Genomic DNA, 23,098 nt, shown 5'->3' with positions numbered 1-23,098 from the left:
TGTGATGGGGGACGCTTATGCGCTTTCTGCGCGATTGATCGGCTGGGTCAGAAGGTCATTCTGGTTCATCACACAGTTTCGGCCATTCGCCTTGGCAAGATAAAGCGCCTGGTCGGCACGATCTATCACACGGGTCAGGGGTTCACCCAGCTGATACGTCGCAACCCCGACGGATGCCGTGATCCGGCCCAGATCTTCGTTGCGATTGAAACTTCTGAGATGAAGAGCCTCGATTGATGCGCGAATGTTTTCCGCAACCCGCATGGCGTCCGTAAGCGTCGTGGCCGGAAGGACGACGGCAAACTCCTCACCGCCATAGCGCGCGGTGGTGTCGCGTCCTTTGACATTCTGCTGCAGGGTCTTGGCCAATGTCCTGATGACTTGGTCGCCAGCTTGATGACCATGTTTGTCGTTGACCCGTTTGAAATGATCGATGTCGATCAATAGGATGCTCAGGGGCTCACCCCGTTCCATCGTTGTCATTGCCGCGTCGCGGAGGCTTTCGTCAAAGGCCTTGCGATTGGCAATCCCCGTGAGCCCGTCTGTGTGGGCTTCGCGTTTCATTTCCTCAAGATCAAGAAGCAGCTGGGTGACCTCGACCGGTGCCGGATCGGCATCGTTCACGTCTTTTGCGGCCTGTTGTGCGTTGGCCCGGTTTTCCATCCCCAAAAGATCGCGGGCAGCATCCCGCAGATCGGCAGTACTGATAACTTCCTTGCCTTTTGCCAGTCGATCAATCAGATCGGAAACCTGCCGGTGCAGCTCATGGGAAATGGTTTCACGCAGAAGCTCTGCCCGACTGGGATCGATAAACCGCTGATAAAGCTCGTGGCATTTGACATCATCCAACGCACGCTTGTTGCCGCGCAGAATATCAATCAGCGCAACAAGGTCATCGTTTGATTTTTCGACATAGGCAAAGAACACAGCATAATTGATCGGGTTTGCACTCAAACCCAATTCATTGATCAATTCCAGCGCTTCGCGCGACAGCGCGTATGACCGCTGCCGGTATTGTTCTTGCTGAGGCATTCCTGGGAACCTGAAGGAGTGATATCGTCGGATGTAAAGGCACTTCTTTAAGTCTGGGCCGCGCATTTCGCACACGCAGTATATCAGCTTTCCCACATGCGCGTACAGAGCGCAGCGGTTGTAGTTTTATCGGTTTGTTCACGTCTAAGCCCTAGGGTCCAAACTCATTCAAATGACCGCCCCGGCAATTGATATGAGAGAAATGGCAAGGAAAAGCCCGCAGATCGGGGTGCCCCCCGGTCAAGGGATTTGACGCAGAGGCTTTCTCTCATATCAATTGTCCTTTGGATCACCCGGATTTGCACGGGCCACTTTGTCGCAAAACCTTGAAAGATACATATCTTCCTGCGGTTTTGCTTCGCGTATCCGCACAAATCCGGGTGACCGGGACGATTATTTGAATGAGTGTGGACCCTAGTCTGCCTTTGTCAGGAAACGGCTTCGATCCGGAAAAGAAAACGGGATAAAAAGATGCAGAAACTATCGGCTTTGATGGCTGCTGTCGTGGTGGCGTTGGGCTTTGTTTTGTCAGGTGACGTTGTAAACGCCCAGACCAGCGGTTCAACAGACCAGACGACGGTCAATGGTCAGGTCACCGACAGTACGACCGATGTTCCGTCGATCGACTATCGTCCCCTGTCTGCGGAGGAACGGTCCAACATGCCGCCCCTGATGGAACGCTATGTACTTGATGAGTTGAAAAACCTGCGTACCGAAATGCAGGGCATGCGTGCCGAATTGCTGCGCGAGGTTGTTAACCGGCAGCTTGAGGCCATCGACAAGGCGATTTCCTATTCATCGAACACCGTGACCTACTTCTTCTATTTCGTGGCGGCCGTCGGTGCGCTTTTGACTATGCTGGGATGGCAGTCTCTGCGCGAGTTGAAATCAAGCGTGCGCAATCTGGCCAATACCGAACTGCAACGTTTGTCGCAGGAATTCGAAGGGCGACTCACCTCGCTTGAAAACGAATTGCTGTTGAAATCCAAGCTGATCAACGAACATCAGCACGAGATAGAACGCACCCAGACCATTCATGCCCTGTGGCTGCAAGCCAACCAGCTCAGCAATCCGCGGGCAAAGATCGAAACCTATGACAAGATCCTCGAACTCGCACCCGGTGATCCGGAAGTCATGGCCTACAAGGCGGACGCTGCCTTGCAACTCGGGGATCGTGACTGGGCACTTAGTCTGTGCAATCGGCTATTGGCGGAGGCACCCGAAAACGCCAACGGTTACTATCAGCGTGCCTGTGCCAATGCCGGCCTTGGTTTCAAGGAAGCCGCCCTTGCTGACCTGCAACGTGCTGTTGAACTATCCGATACCATGCGCCAGCCCGCCTGGGCTGAGGAAGAATTCGAACCGCTGCGTGACATGCCGGAATTCACCCAGATTCTCGGCAAAAAGGAAGACCTGCCGCCAGCTGAGTAATTCGGGAACTTCAAGCCACATACGAAAAAGCCCTGCAGGATTGCTGCAGGGCTTTCTTATATCCGGGTTTTTGCAGTCGCTTAGCTGCTTGGCAGTTCGTTCCATAGCGGGTGGATCGGTGCGACGTCTTCTTCGATTTCGGTAAAGCGCGCATCGCAATCAAAGAAGTAGTTATCGGTCAAATCATCATTGACCTGCGACACTTCGCCGACGATCACCGGACCCTTGCCCTCTTCGCCATAGAAGCGGTGGATCAGCGTACGCGGCAGGGTCACACTTTGACCCGGTTCCAGAACAACCTTGCCACCAGCGGGCAGGATGTTGAGTTTGCCGTCGGTGCGTACACGGACTTCGTTTTCGCGGTCCATCTGGCCGTCTTCGGTCAGGTTGCACAGCTCGATCACCAGGTTGCCGCCACCACGCACGATGATGTCTTCCATTTTGACCTTGTGGTAATGCCACGGGCATTCCTGATTCTCGCCAACGATCATGATCTTTTCGGCATAGGGCACTTCGCCCGGCTGGCGCAGGATGCCGTTGCGCAGGCAAAACAGGATCAGGCCGCGCTTTTCAAAATTGCCTTCGCCGTAATCGGTGACATCCCAGCCCATCTGATGGTTTCGGCACCATTTAGCCAGATCAGGTTCAGCTTCCCATTGCGCCGGGCTGTAATGCGCCCATTCCGGCAGTTTGAACGCAATGGATGCATAAAGTTCCTTGGCATGCTCGATACAGGCATTGATTTCAGAACGCAGCATGGTTGACCTCTTGTGGCATTTGGCATGATTGATTGGGCGGGGTTTTACCACGCCCGAATGGTGAATGCGATAGTTTTTGAATGCATTCAAAACATTTCGATTTCACAGTGCGGGTCTTGGCGGTTCGCATCACAAGTTGCCCCGCAATCGCCGTTTTTCAGCGCAATACAATGAAAATCATACAGTGTGATATCATGTTTGCGATATCGCCCGAAACCGGACAGGGGAACTGCATCATGTCGCAATCATCGGGATTTGCCAAAGTTTTCGCGGCAATCGTTGTCGCCGGAGGACTGGCCGCATCGGGCTGGCTGGTCGGGACAGGTATTGAAAACATGCGTGCCCTTGATCGCTATGTCACGGTCAAGGGACTGGCCGAACGCGATGTAAAGGCCGACAAGGCCGTCTGGCCGATTACCTATGTCGCGACTGATGATGTGCTGCAAAATGCACAGGCCAAGATTGACGCTGACACCAACACGTTGTTTGAATTTCTTGCCAGCCACGGCATCGGTCGCGAAGCGACCGAGCTGCAAAACCTTCAGGTAACCGATCAGCTTGCCCAGTCCTATCGCTCCGGGCCGATTGAAAGCCGCTATATCGTCAATCAGACCATTCAGGTCCGCACCGATGATGTTGATGCGGTGGTTGCCGCATCCCAGGATATCGGCAAATTGTTGCAGGGTGGTGTTGTTCTGGGCGGGCAGGGTTATAACCCGGGGCCGAGTTATCTGTTCACCGGTCTTAACGATATCAAACCGGAAATGATCGCGGCTGCCACCGCCAACGCCCGCGAAGCAGCCCAGCAATTTGCCGCGGATTCCGGTGGTGAGCTGGGCGGTATACGCCGCGCGACACAGGGCCTGTTTCAGATACTGGCCGCCGATGGCGCCCCCAACATGATGGAAGCCAACCAGATCAACAAGACCGTGCGCGTGGTCACCACGATGGAATATCTCATCCGCGATTAGGGGCTGAACTAAGTTGACAGCCTCGTCAAAGCTGGTTTTATGCGCGCCATGGCGCAACTGATCCTGTTTAACAAACCCTATGGCGTTTTGACCCAGTTCACCGACCGTGAAAACGGTCGGGCGACCTTGGCTGACTATATCGATCTGCCCGGCGTTTATGCCGCCGGCAGGCTTGATCGCGACAGCGAGGGTTTGTTGCTTCTGACCGATAACGGGCCGCTGAACGCACAGATCGCCCATCCGAAATTCAAGAAACCCAAAACCTATCTGGTGCAGGTCGATGGCGAACCCACTGACGCCGCGCTTGATGCCCTGCGCCGCGGGGTAGAGCTTAAAGACGGCATGACCTTGCCCGCCAAGGTCCGGCGGATCGATGAACCGGCCGGGCTTTGGGAGCGTGACCCACCGGTGCGCTATCGCAAGGCGATCCCGACAAGCTGGATCGAACTGACCATTACCGAGGGCAAAAATCGCCAGGTACGCCGCATGACCGCCGCCGTCGGTTTTCCGACCTTGCGTTTGATCCGGCATGCCATCGGGGACTGGACCCTCGATGGTTTGGCGCCCGGCGAATGGAAGGTGATCGAGGTCGATGCGCCGCCTGCCACCCATCGAAGGCTATCCCCCGGATCGGCCAAGCCGCCGCGCCGCAATCAGGTGCCCGATCTTGCCAATGCCCCCAATGCCGACGACAAAGCCAATATCGCGCGTGAAGGCGCAAAGGCGGGCAAAGGTCCACGCAAAGGCGGGTATAAACCTGCACGCCACCGTTCGCGCCCGAAGAAAGGATAGCCGCCATGCTGAGTTACCTGCACGGCTTTCATGCCGGGAATTTTGCCGACATGCACAAGCATGCAGCCCTTTGGCTGGTGCTTGAACATTTGCGAAAAAAGAACAAACCGTTCTGCGTGATTGATACCCATGCCGGATCGGGCTGGTATGACCTTGGCAGTGAACAGGCCGCCAAAACCGGCGAGTGGAAAGACGGTTATGCGCGCGCCAAGGACGGTGCCAATGCACCCGAAATGCTGCAACACTTCTTAAACTATGTCGCCACGTTTGATCCGGTCGCGAAGGGCCGTGATTATGGGGTACGCGAAGGCGATGATTACCAAGGTCCGTTTTACCCAGGATCACCATTTATCATCCGCGATATGCTGCGCGACGATGATGAACTGGTCCTGATGGAACTTCATCCGCGTGAACATGAAATGCTTCATCACAGGGTCAAGCGTGATGCACGCATTCATCTGCACAAGCGCGATGGCTATGAGGGTGTTGTTGCCATGATGCCGCCCGCCATCCGCCGTGGACTGGTTCTGATGGATCCAAGCTATGATGTGAAGCAGGATTATCAAAAGGCCGCCAAGGCAATCCACGAAGCCTGGGAAAAATGGCCAACTGCGACTTTCATGTTGTGGTACCCGATCCTGTTGGATGGGTTTGATGCCGACCTTCGCAAATCGTTTTCCGCGATCAAGGCATCTGGTGGCGTTCTATGTGCCGAACTTGCCACCGACCAGGGTGGGGCCAAGGGCCGCATGCGCGGTACGGGCCTTCTGGTCATCAATCCGCCGTGGCAGTTTGATCAGCAACTTGGCGATATCGGAAACTGGCTTGCGAGAACCTGCAAGCTGCCGGGACCCGCAAACCATCAGATGCGCTGGCTGGTGCCCGCCGCATAGACCCGCTGCAAAGAAAAGAGGCCCCGAAGGCGTGTTGCCAGCGGGGCCTCGATGCGTTGGGACGCATTGGTAACAGGTATCAGATGCCAAAGAAAGGCTGCAGCAATTTTGGCAGCAGACGATTGAACTTCATCGGCGCATCGGTTGCGATCAAACAGATGCATTCCTCGGCGGTGTCGGCAATCGGTTGGTGATCGACATCATCATCGAGGTCTGCCACATCACCGGCCCGGAACCGCCCGATCTCATCGATGTAGGATCCTTTGATCAACAGGGTCATTTCATGACCATGGTGCCCGTGATCGGGGATCGAAACACCCGGCGCGATCTTCATAAGGCGCACGGTGCCCTTGCTTTCGATGGATTTCAGCTGGAAATGCTTCACACCCGGTGCAAGCGATTTCCACGGAATATCATCAAGCGACGTCACATCGTCGGGCAGCAAATCGGCAAGCGGCCTTGGCAGAGCGCTCATGGCACTGCCGGTAATGCTTTCACCGACCGCAACACGACGCAATGACGGCAATTCTTGCGCAACGATGTTTTCGTTCGCTGTTTCACGTTCAAGCATCGCCATGACGTGATCAAGCGAATGATCCGCCATCGACATGCTGTTCGTGGTTTCAAGCGCGGCACCGCCCATGGTTTCGTAACCACTGACCTTGTCACGGCAATGCGGGCACACGGTCATATGGGTTGCAACCAGAAGCTCCATCGCTTGCGACAGCGAACCACTGGCATATTCCATCAATGTCTGATCGGTTGGATGATGCTTGATGTTCATGCGACACCTTCCAGTCCGCCACGCAACTTGCCAAGCGCAAGCCGCAAACGGGACTTCACAGTTCCCAGCGGGATATCAAGACGCTCGGCAATTTCACTGTGTGAGCAATCTTCGAAAAACGACAATTCAACAACTACCTTTTGGTCGGCAGGTAATTCTTCCATTGCAGCTTTGACAAGGACGGCCTCCTGGTCGCGATTGACTACGTCATCTGCCAGCGGATCTTCGTCGACAATCAAAGTCGGGTCGGAATCATCTACCTCGATATGTTTGCGTTGCCGGAACCGGTCAATCCGAAGGTTCCTGGCGATGGTAAATATCCACGTACTGGCGGCTGCCTTCGCAGGATCAAACAGGTGCGCTTTGCGCCAAACCTGCATCATTGCTTCCTGTGCCATTTCCTCGGCGGTCTCGGGATTACCGCCAAACCGGAACATGTAAGCTTTCACGCGCGGGGCAAAATGCGCAAACAATCGCGCAAATGCTTCCCGGTCGCGTGTCGCTGCGACGGAAACAATCCAATCGGCACATCTTTTCGCTTCGACCGGATCGGCTGGCCCGGTGCGTCGTGGTATGGTGCCGCTCATTTTTGTTTCAGGTCCCTGTTGGGGCCGCGCCAGAATTGTGTTCATCATGCAATTCCTACGTCGGCCACGTTCATTCGGATCAAATAAAAATGTATGTTTCCTACCAGACACTTACAATCAGTTCAGGCAAACAAATCCAAAATAATCCGAGTGATCCGCGAATTACAGATCCGCGTACTCATATAAATAATGTCACACAGTAACAGTAAGCGGGCCGCGCCGATATGAACATTGTCACCCCGGGAAAACTCAATATCGCCGTTGTCGGGTCTGGGATATCGGGCTTGTCTGCTGCCTGGCTGCTGAGCCAGTCACACAACGTGACGCTTTATGAAAAGGATGATCGCGCAGGCGGTCATTCCAACACGGTCGATGCCGGGCAAACGCCGGTCGATACCGGTTTCATTGTCTATAACACCCGATGCTACCCCAATCTGTGTGCCCTGTTTGATCATCTGGGCGTTGAAACAACCCCGACAGACATGTCCTTTGCGGCCTCAATGGATGAGGGCGGTCTGGAATACGGCGGTGGTGATCTTTCGGCCCTGTTTGCCCAAAAACGCAACCTGTTCCGTCCGCGCTTCTGGAAAATGGTGCGCGATATTCTGCGGTTCTATCGCGAAGCCCCGGCCGCCCTTGAAGATGGCACGGCTGAGCATATCAGCCTTGGCGATTACCTGCGCGACAATGGCTATTCCAAATCCTTTATTAATGACCATCTGCTGCCGATGGGGGCTGCCATCTGGTCCACGCCAGTCGATACCATGATGGCTTATCCGTTGGCAGCATTCGTGCGGTTTTGTCAGAATCACGGGCTTTTGCAGATCAAGGACCGCCCGCAATGGCGCACTGTGGTTGGCGGATCGCGTGAATATGTAAAGCGGATGACAGCTGGCATTTCCGGTGGTGTGGTTCTGGATCGTGCCATTTCCAAGGTCGGCAAAACGCCGTCTGGCAAGGCCTTTGTCGAGGACCGCTATGGCAAGCGCGAAGAGTTTGATCACGTCGTTCTGGCCTGCCATGGTGATCAGGCGCTGGCATTGCAGGAAACACCCGATCCGCGTACTGCCGAACTGCTTTCGGCGTTCAAATACGAGCGCAATCTGGCGATCCTGCACAATGACGCCAGCCTGATGCCAAAGACCGAGAAGGTCTGGTCAAGCTGGAACTATCTGGCCGAAGATCACGACGGCGAACAGAAAGTCTGTGTCACCTACTGGATGAACCGCCTGCAGCATCTTGATCCGGGCCAGCCACTTTTCGTGACCCTGAACCCGCCACGCCATCCGGCAGAGGGCAGTGTGATCAGATCCTTCCTGTATGATCATCCGCTGTTTGATGCGGGCGCAATGGCAGCACAAAAGGAACTCTGGTCGATCCAGGGGGTGGATAACCTTTGGTATTGCGGCAGTTACTTTGGCTATGGCTTCCACGAAGATGGCATTCAATCGGGTCTTGCGGTTGCCGAGGCCCTTGGCAATGTGCGACGCCCGTGGAATGTCGAAAATGAAAGCGGCCGTATTCATGTTGGCGAAACAGCCCGTTCGCAATCAAGCGAGGCTGCATGACACGTCCTGTTGCGACAAAACCGGCATCGGCCCTGTTTGAAGGGGTGGTCACGCATCATCGTTTGCGTCCGAAAAAGCACAAACTGCGCTATCGGGTGTTTTCCTTCCTGCTTGATCTCGACGAGATTGATGGCCTTGCTGCCAAGCTGAAACTGTTCAGTCGCAATCGCTTTAACCTGTTTTCGTTCCATGACCGCGATCACGCCGACGGGGGTGCCACCGATTTGCGCACCCGGTTGGAGGTAATTCTGAGTGATCATGGGCTTGGTGATTGCGCTGACAAGATCCGGCTTCTGTGCTATCCGCGCTTGCTTGGTTTTGTGTTCAATCCGCTCTCGGTTTATTTCTGCCATCGTGCTGACGGATCGGTGGGCGCGGTTCTGTATGAGGTATCAAACACCTTCGGGGATCGGCACAGTTACCTGATCCCGGTCAGCGAAGGCGCACTGGATGACAAGAACGTGCTGCGCCAGTCCTGTGCGAAGGGTTTTTACGTTTCACCCTTTATCGACATGGTCGCGGACTATCATTTCCGTATTCGCATGCCCGATGAAAATGTCGCGGTTGCCATTCGCGAAACCGACGCAAAAGGTCTGTTTTTGAATGCTGCCTTTGTTGGTGATCGAACAGAACTTTCCGACCGTAAACTTTTAGGAGCGTTCTTTCGATACCCGCTGATGACCCTAAAGGTCGTGGCAGGTATCCACTGGGAGGCGCTCCATCTTTGGCGCAAGGGTATGACATTCCATAAACGACCAGCACCGCCAGAGCAGCCTGTAACCTATGTGCTGGAAGCCGGGACAGCAGCGGCCCAATCAGGGAAGAGATAAAAACAATGCCAAACCGCAATCGTAATGCATCCGTTTCCGCCTTTTCACTGCGTGACCGCATTCTGCCGATGCTGGGCAGCATGACCGGCAGCCGCAGCCTTTTAAAGGCGATGCTCAAGCGCGTTCTGGCGCATCTACATTACGGTCGTTTGACCATTGTTTTACCCGATAACGACACCCTGCATTTTTCCGGCGAACATGAAACCAATCTACGCGCGGCCATCCACATCCATGACTGGCAGGCGATCCGCAAACTGGCCACGGGCGGGGATGTTGCCTTTGCCGAGGCCTATATGGATGGCAGTTGGAGCAGCCCGGATCTGACGCATCTGATGCACTTTGCCATGCACAATGAAACGATCGTGCGGGCCCGTCTGGCTGCAGGATTTCTGGCACGTACGGTGGCGCGGATCGGACATCTGCGCAACGCCAATACGCTTGAAGGATCAAAGCGCAACATTGCCTATCACTATGACCTCGGCAATGATTTCTATCGCGCCTGGCTTGACCCGAGCATGACCTATTCATCGGGCCTGTATACCGCGCCCGACATGACCCTGGACGCGGCGCAATCAGCAAAATATGAACGTATCTGCGAACTTGCCGAACTCAAATCAGGTGAAGATGTGCTGGAAGTCGGATGCGGCTGGGGTGGCTTTGCCGAACTTGCAGCTGGCAAGTATCGTTGCAATGTCACCGGTCTGACCCTGTCCAATGAACAGCACGCTTTCGCACGTGAACGCCTTTTGATGCAGGGACTTAGCGACCGTACCAAAATCGTTCTGCGCGATTACCGTCATGAAGAAGGCCAGTATGACAAGATCGTCTCGATCGAAATGTTCGAGGCGGTCGGTGAAGAACATTGGCCAACCTATTTCGAGATGATCCGCAAACGCCTGAAGCCGGGCGGCAAGGCGGTATTGCAAATCATCACGATTGATGATGACCGGTTTGAAACCTATCGCCGCGGGGCGGATTTCATTCAACGCTACATTTTCCCGGGCGGCATGTTGCCCTCGCCAACCGCGCTGTCGGCGGCGGTCAATATCGCCGGGCTTGAACTGCGTCATTCGGAATTCTTTGGCAAATCCTATGCCCGCACACTCGCCGAATGGCAGCGCAGCTTCCAGCATGCCTGGGATGGCATTGCCAAGCAGGGATTTGATCTGCGTTTCAAACGCATGTGGGAATACTACCTTGCCTACTGCGAAACCGGATTTGATCAGGGCTCCATTGACGTCGGGTTGTTCGTGATCGAACATCGCGAAAATGCGACAGGCTGAATACCCTACCCGTATTTCGGTTCTCTATGCGCTTCCGGCGATGGCAGCAGCCGTGCCGACCATCCCGGCCTATGTGTTGTTGCCAAGCTATTATGGCGATGACCTTGGCCTTGGATTGGCGATCACAGGTGTGGTTTTGTTGCTGGTCCGGATGATCGATATGCTGACCGACCCCGTTGTTGGTTGGCTTTCCGACAAGACCGGCAATCGCAAAATCTGGACCGGTGCAGGGGCGGTGATTGCTGGTATCGGGCTTTGGTATTTGTTCAGCCCGCCAGCCCAACCCAGTGCGATATATCTCCTGATCTGGGCAAGTGTGCTGTTTCTGGGCTGGACGATGTTTCAGGTGCCCTATCTTGCCTGGGGGGCGGATCTTTCGGGCGATTACAAAAAACGCACAACGCTTACCGCCCTTCGTGAAGGGGCGGGCTTGATCGGGATTGTATTGGCCGGGGCCATTCCGGTGCTGATCAATGCGCCGGATCGCGCAGCCGAAATTCAAACCCTTGCCACCGTGACGCTGACGCTCGGCGCTGTATTTGTTGCCCTTCTGATCTGGAAGGTACCCGATCCGGTTGCGCAACATAAACGCACAAGCCGATCCAGCTTTGGCAGAAGAAACCTTTGGGCCACTTTGCGCCTTGGCGCCCGAAGCCTGCGTGACAATGGTCTTTTCATGCGCCTGCTTGCGGCGTGGATGATCAATGGTCTGGCGGCCGGGTTGCCGGCCGTGTGTTTTCCGTTGTTTGTGCGCTATTACCTCGAACTTGATCAGGACAGCGAAAATATCCTGATCCTGCTTTATTTCGCCGCGGCGATCATTGCCATACCGCTTTGGGTTGTGATGGCCGGCCGCATTGGCAAGCACCGCGTCTGGTGTTTTGCCATGGTGATGGCGATTGTCGCCTTCGCCTTTGTCCCGATCCTTGATGCCGGGGATTTCGCTGCCTTTGCGGTCATATGTCTTGTCACCGGTGCGGCACTGGGCGCGGATCTGGCTTTGCCACCCGCCATTCAGGCCGATGTCGATGACTGGGATCGTTACCGGTTTGGGGTACGACGCACCGGCCTTTTATTTGCCCTTTGGAACATGACCAACAAGCTTGCCATGGCGCTTGCCGCCGGGATTGCCTTTCCGATATTGGGCGCATTTGGTCTGACCGACGGAGGAGACGAAAAAACTGGCGCATTGGTTGTGCTGGTTTTGATCTATGCGGTGATCCCCATCGTATTGAAGGCAGGAGCAATCGGGATGATGTGGCGCTTTCCGTTGGACAGCACGCATCAGGTTGCCATTCGTCGGCGCCTTTCACGCCGCAATGATTGATCTTGGGATTGTCAGGACAGGAGAAAATCGATGCTGCGGAACTTCATGGCGCTGTGTGTTTTGGTACTATTAGCCGGATGTGGGTCGATGAAACCGCAGGATTTTGCGCAAAAAGAACCCCGCTTCGACGTGTTTGACTATTTCGAAGGCGACAGCCGGGCCTGGGGAATTTTCGAAGATCGTTTCGGAACCCTGCGTCGTCAGTTCACCGTCGAAATAACGGGAACCGTTGAAGATGGTGTTCTGACACTTGAAGAAGACTTTATCTATGACGACGGCGAAACAGATCGCCGTGTCTGGAAAATCAGCAAAACCGACGAACACAGCTATGAAGGGCTTGCGGACGATATCGTTGGCAAGGCGATTGGCAGTCAGTACGGCAATGCCCTGAACTGGTCTTATGACATGGATCTTAAGGTCGGTGATGGTGCCTGGCGGGTGACGTTCGACGACTGGATGTTCCTGCAACCCGATGGGGTTCTGGTCAACCGGGCACGGGTCAAGAAATGGGGCTTTGAGATCGGCGAAGTAACGCTGTTTTTCACAAAGACCCAACGCGTCGCGCAAGCCGCTGAATAAACCAGCGCAGTACGGGGATTTTGGCATAGAAGTTCTGGCCGGAATCCCAGTGGTCAAAATGAGATGCCAGCCGTGTGCCATCGTCGTTAAAGGTCACCTCTGACATGCCGGTAAATTCCCAGTTGCCGATCACCTTTACCCGCGCACTAAAGCGCCAGCGTAAAAATCCGCGATCCCGATCGATCGCACGGTGGGTAACGATAAAGCGCGGATGATCCGCATCGGTAAACGCCTTGGCCAGATAGGCACAAACGGCGTCTGGACCCCTGACGGTCGTGAACGGGTCGCAAAACACGAAATCGTCTGTCACCAGTTCCTTTAACTGATCAACAGTCTCAAGCGACAGTTTCTCGTAATAGTCTGCGTAAGTTGCCAGCAACTGGCGCTTGGCATCGGTGATGTCGTTCATGATCAGAGCAGCTTACGCATCAGTTTGAAGAAAATCGGATACGGCAGAATTTGCGTCAGCTTCAATTGCCGCACAAATGGGGGCGGGAAGGCAATCTCGAATTTGTCACTGCCGCAAAGCCCGCGATAGATGTAATCGGCGGCCTGTTCCGGTTCGAGCAGATAGGGCATTTCAAAATCGTTCTTGTCGGTCAGCCGTGTTTTAACAAATCCCGGATTGATCACACGCAGCAAAACGCCACTGCCGCTTAGTTCGGTATGCAGGGATTCACACAGATTGATCAGGGCAGCCTTTGTCGGGCCATAGGCCGCAGCATTGGGCAGGCCGCGGTAACCTGCCACCGATGCCATGACGGCAATCTCGCCAGATTTGCGTGCGCGCATCTTGTTCAAAAGCGGCTCCAGACAATTGACGATGCCCATGTAATTGGTATCGACGTGACTGCGGATGGTGGCGGCTGAAAACGCACTTAGCTTCATCGGGGAATAAATACCAGCCGCCAAAACAACCAGGTCAGGCAGGCCAAACTGCTTTTCAACCTTGGCAATCGCACCATTCACCGCATTTGTATCGGTAATATCGACCGGAACCGGGGTTAAACCCGGCATTTCAGCCGCAAGTTCATCGAGTTTGTCGGAATTTCGCGCCGAAATGATGATTTTTTGCGCGGAGGATGTCGGGTTTTCATGGAGTTTGCGTGACAATGCGGCACCAATCCCTGAAGACGCCCCGATAATCCAGATGGTCTGGAAGTGCTTTTTCATTCCTCATCCTTTTGCGCGGTTTGCGTCGCGCAATTCATGCAACGATATGTGATCTGCGATCCGTCGCGTGCCTCGAAGGCTAGACCGACCCAACGGCCGTCGGCATCATACCATGCGGTGGTTTCAAGTTCGCCGTCATAGGTGAAACGGGTGGCGCGCAACGTGCCGTTGGTTGTCTGCAGCGTTTCAGGCTCGGTTGCGCTGATATCGACTGCGTTTGATTTGCCGGTGATGGTATTAAGGACCGCTTTGCTGCCCAAGACACCGCAATGCCAGTGATCGGTCGGGAAAATCCCGTTTGGCAATGACTGATCCCCCTCCGGGCCGCTGACAACGAGTGTACCCTGCGCATCAGGTTTGGCGACGACCTCTGTCTTGTCGCCATCATCATCTACCCGCACTGAAAGGGCGGCCAGACGATCACCTTGCCACAGGCTTTCGGATCGATAGTCAAAGCTATAGGCGTTAAACCCTAAAAAGCTGATATCGATATTGCTTTGGGCAACCACCTGCAGGCCATCACGCCCTTGATTGAACTGCACAACATGGCTCCCAACCGGGGAGTCATTGCGCCGGATCTGAAAGCGAAGCTCATTGCCATATCGCTGGATCGCATCAAATTCGCGGCACGTTTCCGGGCCATCAAATGCCTCGGAAAGGCGCGCTTGCTCAACGGGTGCGGTGTTAGGCTGCGTTGATGATTGCGGGTCGGCTGCAAAGGCATTGGAAGACAGCGCGATACCGCCCGCAACGGTGCAGGCGCCAAACAGCGATTTGACCTGATATGCCATGGATGTCTTCATGATTGATACCAAAGCCAGGTTGAAAAACTAATACTCCCTTCTTGTTACGCACTGGCGTGATCTGCGGATCAAACGTCATGATCATTGCTCGCAAAGGTCTGATGGGGTAAGCAGGGGCTTACGGGCCAAGACCCGAAATGAAAGGCCACGCCATGCCCCATCCGATTGCAGACGACCTGATCGCGCATGTTCTGCACCGCGATTCCAACATCATTGTTCTGAACAAGCCGCCCGGGCTGGCCTCGCATGGTGGGCCAAAAACCTATTTTCATGTTGATGCCTATCTGCCGGATCTGAAATTCGGCATCCAACCTGAACCGACACTTGCACACCGTCTGGACCGGGACACCGCCGGTTGTCTGTTGCTGTGCCGTCATCCGAAATCGTCAAAAAAGATCACCCGCCTGTTCACCGAAAAGAAAATCGGCAAGTCCTATTGGGCGGTGGTTCGCGGTGCGATGGAAAATGATCACGGTTTCATTGATGCGCCGATTGGCAAGATCAATGATGAAAGCGGCTGGACCATGCTGGTGCATGAAGATGGGCAGCCGTCAAAAACCGAATATACCGTACTGGGCCGTGGCAAGGATGCGGACGGCAAGGACATCACCTGGCTTGAACTGATCCCGCATACCGGGCGGACCCATCAGTTGCGCGTGCATCTTGATCATGTCGGGCACCCGGTGATCGGCGATCCGTTTTATGGCCGTGGTGATGAGCCGCCGGTCTTTGGTGCGCCGCCGACCCTGATGCTGCTATCGCGCCAGATCATCGTTCCGTTCCATGCCGACCGTGAACCGGTGATTGTCGATGCGCCGCCGCCAGAATTGATGCGCGCAGGGCTCGAAGCATGCGGTTACGATGGCGAGTACGCCGCGCATGCAAGCTCAATTGATGCTCAATACACCGGCGATGACAGCGACGCTGAAGGCGGAGAGTAACGTCTCCAGCGTGATGATCGATGCCATTGCCTCCGGGTCGCCATTGAGTTGGCGTGCGAGGATATAGGCATTGCCCGCACACGGCATACCAGCATAAAGAACCCCCATCGCCAGAACCATGCCATCGACACCGGCAAGATACAGGCAGACGCCGGTGATAACCGGCAAAACCGCAAGCTTGATGGTGGTGGCAAGGGCAATCGCGCCCACGGCCTTTTTATCCATCACAAAGCGCAAACCTGCCCCGACCGAAAGCAGGCTGAGCGGCAGGGCAGCTGTCTTAAACAGGGCGGCTGTATTTTCAATTGGCAACGGAACGTGAATATTACTCACATTCAGGATTGCACCAGCCCCGGCGGCAATAATGATCGGGTTTTTCAGAACGCCTGCGATAATCCGTTTAAGGTTGCTTTTGCCACTGCTAAAGGCGCTTAGAACCACAACGCCCAGCATGTTGGTGGCAATCACCATCACCGCAACAAAGATGATGGCAAGCGCCAATCCTTCTGCTCCGTAAAGCGCATCGGCAACCGCCAGCAGGACATAACTGTTGTAACGTACCGAGCCCTGAAAGATGGATGTGAAAAGCGGCGTGTCGCGCGTGATCACCGGACGCAGCAAAAGCAGGGCGGCAGAAAGCCCCAGTGTCGCTGCAAGGGTGACACCGACGGCGGTGCCAGCATGGCCGCTGGAAAAATCGGCGCGATAAATCTCGACGATCAGAAGCGATGGCAGCAACAGATAATAGGTCAGCCGATCAATCCCAGCCCAGATATCGGCCGTTTTGATCAGGAAATGCTTTAAGGCCGCACCAACCAGAATGGCGGCAAAGATCGGAAAGATCGCGGCGATGACATCATAGGCGAGCTGCATGGCGGGTGGGGCGCTCCGGCGCAGAAAACGTCTTGTTGGGCCGTTTGGAGTGGTAGCTAAACCTTGCGGTTGCTGTAATCGGCAAAGACCTGTTCGGGGGAATGGTTGCGATATTGTTCGCAGATTTCCTCGAACCTGGGATTGCTGATCAAAAGGTCCGCCGTACTTTGATTGCAGGCAATCGGCACTTCATACATGTTAGCCAGCCGGATCAGGGCGCGGACATCGACATCGTGGGGCTGGGGTGTCATCGGGTCAGTGAAAAAGAACATGGCTTGCAATTCGCCGTGCGCAATCATCGAACCCAATTGCTGATCGCCGCCAAACGGGCCGCTTTTAAGCGGATGGACGTCCAGTTCGGTAAACCGTTCCTGCAATACGCGCCCGGTGGTGCCGGTGGCAAAGATGCGCATATTGGCGAATACATCCTTGTGTTTTTCCAGCCAGTCAGCCATTTCGCGTTTGCGACGGTCGTGGGCAACAACGCCAACAGACAGCACCATTTTCATTCTCCGGGCCAGTAAACAGGTTTTGTCATACTAATCCCCAAAGCCCCCCAGCGTCACCTGCCAAAAGTCCGACAATTCCACAAACTTCATAAAATTTAGGGACTTAGGCGTTTCTGGTGGCCAAAACAAAACGGCCGCCCCAAGTGAATGGGACGGCCGTTTGCAGATCAGAGAACTGATCGATTACATGTGGATTGCGCGTTTGTCCGCGTCCAGTGCTGCTTCCTTGACGGACTCGCCAAGGGCAGGGTGGGCGTGGCAGGTGCGCGCGATGTCTTCGGCAGAAGCGCCGTATTCCATCGCCAGAACCACTTCGGCAATCAGATCGCCCGCAGCCGGGCCGACAATATGCGCGCCGACAACACGGTGCGTTTTCTTGTCTTCGATGATTTTGACAAAGCCTTCGGTGCTTTCCATCGCCTTGGCGCGACCGTTTGCGGTGAAGGGGAATTTGCCGACTTTGTAGTCTGCGCCTTCTTCCTTCAGCTGCTCTTCGGTTTTGCCAACAGCGGCAACTTCCGGCCAGGTGTAAACAACACCCGGGACCTTGCCGTAATCGACATGGCCTTCTTCACCCGCCAGCATTTCTGCCAGGGCAACGCCGTCTTCCTCAGCCTTGTGGGCCAGCATCGGACCGACGATGGTATCGCCAATCGCAAAGATGCCGCCAACATTGGTCTGGAAATGCTCGTCGGTTTTGACACGACCACGATCGTCGAGTTCAACACCGACAGCGTCGAGACCAAGGCCTTTGGTGTACGGACGGCGACCAATCGCCACCAGAACCACATCGGCTTTAAGCTCTTCTGCATCGCCGCCCTTGGACGGTTCAACAGTCAGGGTCACGCCAGACTTGGTGGTCTTGGCACCGGTAACCTTGTGGCCGAGTTTGAATTCAAGGCCCTGCTTGGCGAAGATGCGCTGGGTCTGTTTGACCAGCTCGCCATCCATGCCCGGCAGAATGCGGTCAAGATATTCAACAACGGTGACTTCGGCACCCAGACGACGCCAGACGGAACCAAGTTCCAGACCGATCACGCCTGCACCGATGACAACCATCTTTTTCGGCACTTTCGGAAGAACCAGTGCACCGGTCGAGGAGACGATTTTTTCTTCGTCAATTTCGACACCTGGCAGCGGGGTGACTTCCGAACCCGTCGCGATGACGATGTTCTTGGCATTCAGGGTTTCTTCGCCGCCATCAAGAAGGGCAACCTTGACCGAGGTCGGCGAGGTGATTTCGCCGGCACCTTTGACATAGGTAACCTTGTTCTTCTTGAACAGGAACTCGATGCCTTTGACATTGCTGTCAACGACCTTGTCCTTGCGGGCCATCATCTTTTCGATGTTGACCTTCGGCTTGGAGACTTCGATGCCGTGGGTATCGAAATGCTCGGTCGCTTCTTCGAACAGGTGCGAGGAATGCAGCAGGGCCTTGGACGGAATGCAGCCCACATTGAGGCAGGTACCGCCAAGTGCGCCGCGTTTTTCAACGCAGGCGACTTTAAGGCCAAGCTGTGCGGCGCGGATGGCGCAAACATAACCGCCAGGACCGCCACCGATCACGACAACGTCGTAGTTCTCACTCATGAGTTCTTTGATCCTTTTGTCTGATCAGATATCGAGCAGGATGCGTTCCGGGTTCTCGATGCATTCCTTGACGCGTACCAGGAAGGAAACGGCTTCACGGCCGTCAATGATACGGTGGTCATAGGAAAGCGCGAGATACATCATCGGGCGAATTTCGACTTTGCCGTCGATTGCGACCGGACGCATCTGGGTCTTGTGCATGCCAAGAATACCGGACTGCGGCGCGTTCAGGATCGGGGATGACAGAAGGGAACCGAAGACACCACCGTTGGAGATGGTGAAGGAACCGCCGGTCATTTCATCCATGCCCAGTTTGCCGTCACGTGCACGCTTGCCGAAATCGACAATGGTGCTTTCCAGATCCGCAAAGGTTTTTTCCTCTGCCGAACGGATGACCGGAACAACCAGACCCTGCGGGGTACCAACGGCAACGCCGATATCGCAGTAGTTTTTATAGATGAAGCTGTTGCCATCGATCTCGGCATTGACAGCCGGCCATTCTTTGAGCGCCGTGGTGCAGGCCTTGATGAAGAAGGACATGAAGCCAAGCTTCACACCGTGTTTCTTCTCGAAACCGTCTTTGTACTTGTTACGGCAAGCCAGAAGGTTGGTCATGTCCACTTCGTTGTAAGTGGTTAGCATGGCCGCAGTGTTCTGGGCTTCTTTCAAACGGCGCGCGATGGTCTGGCGCAGCTTGGACATTTTGACACGCTCTTCACCGTCACGCAGTTCACGTTCCGGTTTCGGAGCTGCCGGGGCGCTCGGTGCCGGGGCAGCGGCGCGGGACGCCGATCCGCCGCCTTCGAGGAAGTTCAGAACGTCGCCCTTGGTCAGGCGGCCGTCTTTGCCCGTTGCCGGGATTTTGGACGGATCAAGGTTCTTGTCTTCGACCAGTTTGCGAACAGCCGGTGCCAGCGGATGATCGCTGTTTGACGCGGTCGTTTCTGCCGGGGCAGCAGCCGGGGCTGCTTTCGGCTCTTCTTTCTTGGCCGGAGCTTCTTCTTTTTTCGCGGCCGGGGCTTCTTCCTTGGCCGGTTCATCAGAAGCAGCGGCGCCTTCGGCACCTTCGTTGATGTGCGCGATCAGCGCGCCAACTTCAACTTCGTCGCCTTCACCAACGACCAGCTCGGCAATTGCGCCAGCAACCGGGGAGTTGACTTCGACGGTGACCTTGTCGGTCTCAAGTTCGACAATTGGTTCATCGGCTGCAACAGCGTCACCGACTTTTTTGTACCATTTTGCCACCGTGGCTTCAGATACAGACTCGCCCAGTGCGGGAACTTTAACTTCAGTCGCCATTTTTTCCTCGACCGTTTTTTCAATCAGGCAGTGTGGGTCTGCCAGCATACGAATGAAATCTAAATGAACGTGGCGGACGGGCGATTTCTCGCCCGTCCGGTAAAGTTATTTTACGCTAAGTGCCGCGTCGACCAGCTCAGCCTGCTCGCGCAGGTGGGCTTTCAGAAGGCCCGTTGCCGGCGAAGCAGATGCTGCGCGACCGACATAAACAGGACGACCTGCCTTGTGCTTGATGCTGGCAAGCGTTGCCTCGATCCGGCGGTCAACGAAGAACCAGGAACCCATGTTTTCCGATTCTTCCTGACACCAGACGACATCAGCATTCGGGTATTTGGCCAGTTCCGTTGCCAGTTCTTTTTCCGGCCACGGATAAAGCTGTTCGACACGCACAAGCGCAACATCTTCGATGCCACGGTTTTCGCGTTCGGCAAGCAGATCGTAATAGACCTTGCCCGACGACAGAACGACGCGTTTGACCTTCTTGTCGTCAACCAGTTTGCCGGTTTCGCTGATCACAGGCAGGAATGTCGTGCCCGTCGCAAAGTCGGACAGGTTCGACACGCACTGTTTGTGACGCAGAAGCGATTTCGGCGTCATCAGGATCAGCGGCTTACGGAACGAGCGACGGATCTGACGGCGCAGGATGTGGTAATAGTTTGCCGGCGTCGTGCAGTTCGCCACCTGCATGTTGTTTTCACCACAAAGCTGCAGGTAACGTTCCAGACGTGCGGAACTGTGTTCCGGACCCTGGCCTTCGTAACCGTGCGGCAGCAGCATTACCAGACCCGACATACGAAGCCATTTGGCTTCGCCCGAGCTGATGAACTGGTCAATGATGACCTGTGCACCGTTGGCAAAATCACCGAACTGGGCTTCCCAGAGAACCAGCGAATGCGGTTCTGCAAGGGTGATGCCGTATTCAAAGCCAAGAACACCTGCTTCGGACAGGGGCGAGTTGAGGACTTCAAGCTCGGCCTGACCGGTACGGATGTTGTTGAGCGGAGTGTATTTTGCTTCGGTGGTCTGATCGATCAGTTTCGCATGACGCTGCGAGAACGTACCACGCTGGCAATCCTGACCCGACAGACGAACCGGTGTGCCTTCGCACATCAGGGTTCCGAATGCCAGGGCCTCGGCGGTTGCCCAATCAATACCTTCGCCGGTTTCGAACATCTTCGCTTTGGCCTTTAACTGACGAAGGATTTTGCGGTTGATGTCAAAGTCACTCGGCGGGGTCGAAAGCGCGCGGCCGACTTCCTGAAGAAGATCTTCTTCAACACCGGTTTTGCCGATCCAGTCAGCATCTTCACCATGTGAGGATGCAAGACCCGACCATTTGCCTTCAAGCCAGTCAGCCTTGTTCGGACGGTAGTTTTCCGATGCCTTGAACTCTTCATCAAGGTAGTCCTGGAACGACTTGTCCAGTTCCTTGATGCGTTCTTCGCTCAGAAGACCTTCCTTGACCAGCTGCTGGGCATAGATGTCCTTGGTGGTCGGGTGTTTGCCGATCACGTCGTACATCTTTGGCTGGGTGAATGCCGGCTCGTCGCTTTCGTTGTGGCCAAAGCGGCGATAGCAGAACATGTCGATAACGACGTCCTGCTTGAATTCCTGTCGGAATTCGGTCGCGATGCGGGCCGCATGAACCACAGCTTCGGGATCGTCGCCATTGACGTGCAGGATCGGAGCCTGAACGACCTTGGCAATATCCGAGCAGTAAGGCGAAGAACGGGAATCGGTCGGTTTGGTCGTGAAACCGATCTGGTTGTTGACCACAAAGTGGATCGTACCGCCGGTACGATAGCCTTTGAGGTGCGACAGATCGAAGGTTTCCGCCACAAGACCCTGACCGGCAAAGGCTGCATCACCGTGCAGGAGGATACCCATAACCTGCTCGCGATTGGTGTCTTTGCGCTGGGCCTGCTTGGCGCGGACCTTACCAAGAACAACTGTGTTCACCGCTTCAAGGTGCGACGGGTTCGCCGTCAGCGACAGGTGAACAACGTTGCCGTCAAATTCGCGGTCGGCGGAAGTACCAAGGTGATATTTAACGTCACCCGAGCCCATCACGTCGTCCGGCTTGGACGGGTTGCCCATGAATTCCGAGAAGATCGCCTGGAACGGCTTGCTCATGACGTTGGCAAGAACGTTGAGACGACCACGGTGCGGCATGCCGAACACAACCTCGCGGATGCCAAGCTGGCTACCGCGTTTGAGGATCTGTTCGAGTGCTGGCATCAGCGCTTCGCCACCATCAATACCGAAACGTTTGGTGCCGACATATTTGGTGTGAAGATAGTTTTCGAAACCTTCGGCTTCGATCAGGCGCTCAAGGATAGCTTCCTTGCCACGGGTGGTGAACTGCGTCTGGTTGCCGATGCTTTCGATACGCTGCTGAATCCAGGATTTCTGCTCAGGTTCCTGGATATGCATGAATTCGATACCGATCGACCCGCAATAGGTTTTGCGCGCCAGCGAGACGATCTGACGGATGGTCGCGGTTTCAAGGCCAAGAACATTGGCGATGAAGATCGGACGATCCATGTCGGCTTCGGTAAAGCCATAGGTCTTCGGATCAAGTTCCGGATGCGGTTCACGCGGTGCAAGGCCCAGCGGATCCAGGTTCGCTTCAAGATGGCCGCGTACCCGGAAGGAGCGGATCAGCATCAGAGCGCGAATGGAATCATTGGCGGCAGCGCGGATGGCATCAGAATTTACCTGACCAGCCGTGGGTGCTGTATGAGGTGCCGGTGCATAGCCCATCTGGGCCGGGCGTTCGGCATGCCCCTGTGAGACGTCGTATCCCTCCATGCCGCCAACAACCTTGGTTTCCCGTGGCTGCCAGCTCGGCCCGCGCATTTCTGCGAGGATTTCGGAGGCGTCGTCCTGCAACCCGTCAAAAAACTCAGCCCAGCTCTGGTCAACCGCAGACGGGCTTTCCAGATACCGGGCATAAAGTTCAGCGATGTAGGTTGCGTTCGACTCGTTCAGAATCGTGTCGAGATCTTGAGGTTTCATTTGTGGTCTTGGAAGGCATGGTCCCCAAGAAGGACCACGCCCCCCCTTGCCTTTCCT

At 55.2% G+C, this 23,098-nt stretch carries 22 protein-coding genes; 10 read left to right on the top strand and 12 right to left on the bottom strand.

The features are described 5' to 3' along the window. Positions 1 to 15: 15 nt before the first annotated feature. Complete coding sequence (locus tag TH4_RS11835; protein WP_064781245.1) at positions 16 to 1,032, bottom strand: GGDEF domain-containing protein; 1,017 nt, start codon at positions 1,030 to 1,032, stop codon at positions 16 to 18. A 471-nt stretch (positions 1,033 to 1,503) separates the two neighbouring features. Here TH4_RS11835 and TH4_RS11830 point away from each other — a divergent pair, with 471 nt between their 5' ends. Next, a complete protein-coding gene (locus TH4_RS11830) occupies positions 1,504 to 2,463 on the top strand; it encodes a TPR end-of-group domain-containing protein (RefSeq protein WP_064781244.1) in 960 nt (319 codons plus the stop codon). Between the two features lie 80 nt (positions 2,464 to 2,543). Here the strand turns inward: TH4_RS11830 and TH4_RS11825 are convergent, their stop codons facing one another. Next, positions 2,544 to 3,221 carry a D-lyxose/D-mannose family sugar isomerase gene (locus TH4_RS11825; protein ID WP_064781243.1) on the bottom strand — a complete coding sequence of 226 codons (678 nt, stop codon included), beginning with the start codon at positions 3,219 to 3,221 and terminating at the stop codon, positions 2,544 to 2,546. 236 nt (positions 3,222 to 3,457) lie between these two features. On the opposite strand from TH4_RS11825, the gene TH4_RS11820 reads away from it, so the two are divergent. Genes TH4_RS11820 through TH4_RS11810 form a run of 3 tightly spaced genes read left to right on the top strand, consistent with a single transcriptional unit; the run spans position 3,458 to position 5,877 of the window. Further along, complete coding sequence (locus TH4_RS11820) at positions 3,458 to 4,192, top strand: SIMPL domain-containing protein (RefSeq protein ID WP_064781307.1); 735 nt, start codon at positions 3,458 to 3,460, stop codon at positions 4,190 to 4,192. Positions 4,193 to 4,240: 48 nt separating this feature from the next. Further along, positions 4,241 to 4,984, top strand: coding sequence for an rRNA large subunit pseudouridine synthase E (locus TH4_RS11815; RefSeq protein WP_083997080.1), 744 nt, complete (start codon positions 4,241 to 4,243; stop codon positions 4,982 to 4,984). Positions 4,985 to 4,989: 5 nt separating this feature from the next. Further along, complete coding sequence (locus TH4_RS11810) at positions 4,990 to 5,877, top strand: 23S rRNA (adenine(2030)-N(6))-methyltransferase RlmJ (protein ID WP_064781241.1); 888 nt, start codon at positions 4,990 to 4,992, stop codon at positions 5,875 to 5,877. 79 nt (positions 5,878 to 5,956) lie between these two features. On the opposite strand, the gene TH4_RS11805 is transcribed toward TH4_RS11810, so the two are convergent. Further along, positions 5,957 to 6,661, bottom strand: coding sequence for a ChrR family anti-sigma-E factor (locus tag TH4_RS11805; protein ID WP_064781240.1), 705 nt, complete (start codon positions 6,659 to 6,661; stop codon positions 5,957 to 5,959). After that, positions 6,658 to 7,248, bottom strand: a complete 591-nt coding sequence (locus tag TH4_RS11800) for a sigma-70 family RNA polymerase sigma factor (protein WP_064781306.1) — start codon at positions 7,246 to 7,248, stop codon at positions 6,658 to 6,660. Before TH4_RS11800 ends, TH4_RS11805 begins: the two co-directional genes overlap by 4 nt. A gap of 224 nt (positions 7,249 to 7,472) precedes the next feature. On the opposite strand from TH4_RS11800, the gene TH4_RS11795 reads away from it, so the two are divergent. From TH4_RS11795 to TH4_RS11775, 5 genes are all read left to right on the top strand, one after another. Next, positions 7,473 to 8,816 carry an NAD(P)/FAD-dependent oxidoreductase gene (locus TH4_RS11795; RefSeq protein WP_064781239.1) on the top strand — a complete coding sequence of 448 codons (1,344 nt, stop codon included), beginning with the start codon at positions 7,473 to 7,475 and terminating at the stop codon, positions 8,814 to 8,816. After that, positions 8,813 to 9,646, top strand: a complete 834-nt coding sequence (locus tag TH4_RS11790; protein ID WP_064781238.1) for a DUF1365 domain-containing protein — start codon at positions 8,813 to 8,815, stop codon at positions 9,644 to 9,646. The genes TH4_RS11795 and TH4_RS11790 overlap by 4 nt, the downstream gene beginning before the upstream one ends. A gap of 5 nt (positions 9,647 to 9,651) precedes the next feature. Further along, on the top strand, positions 9,652 to 10,929 hold the full coding sequence (locus TH4_RS11785; RefSeq protein ID WP_064781237.1) for an SAM-dependent methyltransferase: 1,278 nt from the start codon (positions 9,652 to 9,654) through the stop codon (positions 10,927 to 10,929). Continuing rightward, on the top strand, positions 10,916 to 12,256 hold the full coding sequence (locus tag TH4_RS11780) for an MFS transporter (RefSeq protein WP_064781236.1): 1,341 nt from the start codon (positions 10,916 to 10,918) through the stop codon (positions 12,254 to 12,256). Before TH4_RS11785 ends, TH4_RS11780 begins: the two co-directional genes overlap by 14 nt. 87 nt (positions 12,257 to 12,343) lie before the next feature. Next, on the top strand, positions 12,344 to 12,835 hold the full coding sequence (locus TH4_RS11775) for a DUF3833 domain-containing protein (protein ID WP_008889729.1): 492 nt from the start codon (positions 12,344 to 12,346) through the stop codon (positions 12,833 to 12,835). On the opposite strand, the gene TH4_RS11770 is transcribed toward TH4_RS11775, so the two are convergent. Genes TH4_RS11770 through TH4_RS11760 form a run of 3 tightly spaced genes read right to left on the bottom strand, consistent with a single transcriptional unit; the run spans position 12,798 to position 14,811 of the window. Then, positions 12,798 to 13,244 carry a nuclear transport factor 2 family protein gene (locus TH4_RS11770; RefSeq protein ID WP_008889730.1) on the bottom strand — a complete coding sequence of 149 codons (447 nt, stop codon included), beginning with the start codon at positions 13,242 to 13,244 and terminating at the stop codon, positions 12,798 to 12,800. The two genes, TH4_RS11775 and TH4_RS11770, sit on opposite strands and share 38 nt — an antisense overlap. Before the next feature lie 2 nt (positions 13,245 to 13,246). Next, the gene (locus tag TH4_RS11765) at positions 13,247 to 14,008 is read right to left on the bottom strand and encodes an SDR family NAD(P)-dependent oxidoreductase (RefSeq protein ID WP_064781235.1); all 762 of its coding nucleotides are present in this window, start codon (positions 14,006 to 14,008) and stop codon (positions 13,247 to 13,249) included. Next, on the bottom strand, positions 14,005 to 14,811 hold the full coding sequence (locus tag TH4_RS11760; protein WP_245227849.1) for a DUF6134 family protein: 807 nt from the start codon (positions 14,809 to 14,811) through the stop codon (positions 14,005 to 14,007). Before TH4_RS11760 ends, TH4_RS11765 begins: the two co-directional genes overlap by 4 nt. Positions 14,812 to 14,948: 137 nt before the next feature. Here TH4_RS11760 and TH4_RS11755 point away from each other — a divergent pair, with 137 nt between their 5' ends. Next, positions 14,949 to 15,752: an RluA family pseudouridine synthase gene (locus TH4_RS11755; protein ID WP_064781234.1), complete on the top strand. Its 804-nt coding sequence runs from the start codon at positions 14,949 to 14,951 to the stop codon at positions 15,750 to 15,752. Here the strand turns inward: TH4_RS11755 and TH4_RS11750 are convergent. The 5 genes from TH4_RS11750 to TH4_RS11730 form a co-directional block, all read right to left on the bottom strand. After that, the gene (locus TH4_RS11750) at positions 15,699 to 16,625 is read right to left on the bottom strand and encodes an AEC family transporter (protein WP_064781233.1); all 927 of its coding nucleotides are present in this window, start codon (positions 16,623 to 16,625) and stop codon (positions 15,699 to 15,701) included. The genes TH4_RS11755 and TH4_RS11750 overlap by 54 nt on opposite strands. Positions 16,626 to 16,681: 56 nt before the next feature. Beyond that, positions 16,682 to 17,128, bottom strand: a complete 447-nt coding sequence (locus TH4_RS11745; RefSeq protein ID WP_064781304.1) for a methylglyoxal synthase — start codon at positions 17,126 to 17,128, stop codon at positions 16,682 to 16,684. 189 nt (positions 17,129 to 17,317) lie between these two features. Beyond that, positions 17,318 to 18,724, bottom strand: coding sequence for a dihydrolipoyl dehydrogenase (gene lpdA / locus TH4_RS11740; protein WP_064781232.1), 1,407 nt, complete (start codon positions 18,722 to 18,724; stop codon positions 17,318 to 17,320). Positions 18,725 to 18,748: 24 nt separating this feature from the next. Further along, positions 18,749 to 20,023 carry a 2-oxoglutarate dehydrogenase complex dihydrolipoyllysine-residue succinyltransferase gene (gene odhB / locus TH4_RS11735; protein WP_063089369.1) on the bottom strand — a complete coding sequence of 425 codons (1,275 nt, stop codon included), beginning with the start codon at positions 20,021 to 20,023 and terminating at the stop codon, positions 18,749 to 18,751. A 105-nt stretch (positions 20,024 to 20,128) separates the two neighbouring features. Continuing rightward, positions 20,129 to 23,041, bottom strand: coding sequence for a 2-oxoglutarate dehydrogenase E1 component (locus TH4_RS11730; protein ID WP_064781231.1), 2,913 nt, complete (start codon positions 23,039 to 23,041; stop codon positions 20,129 to 20,131). Positions 23,042 to 23,098 lie beyond the last annotated feature (57 nt).

Source organism: Thalassospira tepidiphila MCCC 1A03514 (assembly GCF_001662875.1).
GTDB classification, from domain to species: domain Bacteria; phylum Pseudomonadota; class Alphaproteobacteria; order Rhodospirillales; family Thalassospiraceae; genus Thalassospira; species Thalassospira tepidiphila.
Note: the sequence above shows the minus strand (reverse complement) of the source record. Positions and strands in the feature narration are given on the sequence as shown.

What these genes read in the sequence shown, in the direction of transcription:
- TH4_RS11835 (WP_064781245.1), bottom strand. Translation starts at nt 1,032, where the DNA reads ATGCCTCAGCAAGAACAATACCGGCAGCGGTCATACGCGCTGTCGCGC.
- TH4_RS11830 (WP_064781244.1), top strand. Translation starts at nt 1,504, where the DNA reads ATGCAGAAACTATCGGCTTTGATGGCTGCTGTCGTGGTGGCGTTGGGC.
- TH4_RS11825 (WP_064781243.1), bottom strand. Translation starts at nt 3,221, where the DNA reads ATGCTGCGTTCTGAAATCAATGCCTGTATCGAGCATGCCAAGGAACTT.
- TH4_RS11820 (WP_064781307.1), top strand. Translation starts at nt 3,458, where the DNA reads ATGTCGCAATCATCGGGATTTGCCAAAGTTTTCGCGGCAATCGTTGTC.
- TH4_RS11815 (WP_083997080.1), top strand. Translation starts at nt 4,241, where the DNA reads ATGGCGCAACTGATCCTGTTTAACAAACCCTATGGCGTTTTGACCCAG.
- TH4_RS11810 (WP_064781241.1), top strand. Translation starts at nt 4,990, where the DNA reads ATGCTGAGTTACCTGCACGGCTTTCATGCCGGGAATTTTGCCGACATG.
- TH4_RS11805 (WP_064781240.1), bottom strand. Translation starts at nt 6,661, where the DNA reads ATGAACATCAAGCATCATCCAACCGATCAGACATTGATGGAATATGCC.
- TH4_RS11800 (WP_064781306.1), bottom strand. Translation starts at nt 7,248, where the DNA reads ATGAGCGGCACCATACCACGACGCACCGGGCCAGCCGATCCGGTCGAA.
- TH4_RS11795 (WP_064781239.1), top strand. Translation starts at nt 7,473, where the DNA reads ATGAACATTGTCACCCCGGGAAAACTCAATATCGCCGTTGTCGGGTCT.
- TH4_RS11790 (WP_064781238.1), top strand. Translation starts at nt 8,813, where the DNA reads ATGACACGTCCTGTTGCGACAAAACCGGCATCGGCCCTGTTTGAAGGG.
- TH4_RS11785 (WP_064781237.1), top strand. Translation starts at nt 9,652, where the DNA reads ATGCCAAACCGCAATCGTAATGCATCCGTTTCCGCCTTTTCACTGCGT.
- TH4_RS11780 (WP_064781236.1), top strand. Translation starts at nt 10,916, where the DNA reads ATGCGACAGGCTGAATACCCTACCCGTATTTCGGTTCTCTATGCGCTT.
- TH4_RS11775 (WP_008889729.1), top strand. Translation starts at nt 12,344, where the DNA reads ATGAAACCGCAGGATTTTGCGCAAAAAGAACCCCGCTTCGACGTGTTT.
- TH4_RS11770 (WP_008889730.1), bottom strand. Translation starts at nt 13,244, where the DNA reads ATGAACGACATCACCGATGCCAAGCGCCAGTTGCTGGCAACTTACGCA.
- TH4_RS11765 (WP_064781235.1), bottom strand. Translation starts at nt 14,008, where the DNA reads ATGAAAAAGCACTTCCAGACCATCTGGATTATCGGGGCGTCTTCAGGG.
- TH4_RS11760 (WP_245227849.1), bottom strand. Translation starts at nt 14,811, where the DNA reads ATGAAGACATCCATGGCATATCAGGTCAAATCGCTGTTTGGCGCCTGC.
- TH4_RS11755 (WP_064781234.1), top strand. Translation starts at nt 14,949, where the DNA reads ATGAAAGGCCACGCCATGCCCCATCCGATTGCAGACGACCTGATCGCG.
- TH4_RS11750 (WP_064781233.1), bottom strand. Translation starts at nt 16,625, where the DNA reads ATGCAGCTCGCCTATGATGTCATCGCCGCGATCTTTCCGATCTTTGCC.
- TH4_RS11745 (WP_064781304.1), bottom strand. Translation starts at nt 17,128, where the DNA reads ATGGTGCTGTCTGTTGGCGTTGTTGCCCACGACCGTCGCAAACGCGAA.
- lpdA (WP_064781232.1), bottom strand. Translation starts at nt 18,724, where the DNA reads ATGAGTGAGAACTACGACGTTGTCGTGATCGGTGGCGGTCCTGGCGGT.
- odhB (WP_063089369.1), bottom strand. Translation starts at nt 20,023, where the DNA reads ATGGCGACTGAAGTTAAAGTTCCCGCACTGGGCGAGTCTGTATCTGAA.
- TH4_RS11730 (WP_064781231.1), bottom strand. Translation starts at nt 23,041, where the DNA reads ATGAAACCTCAAGATCTCGACACGATTCTGAACGAGTCGAACGCAACC.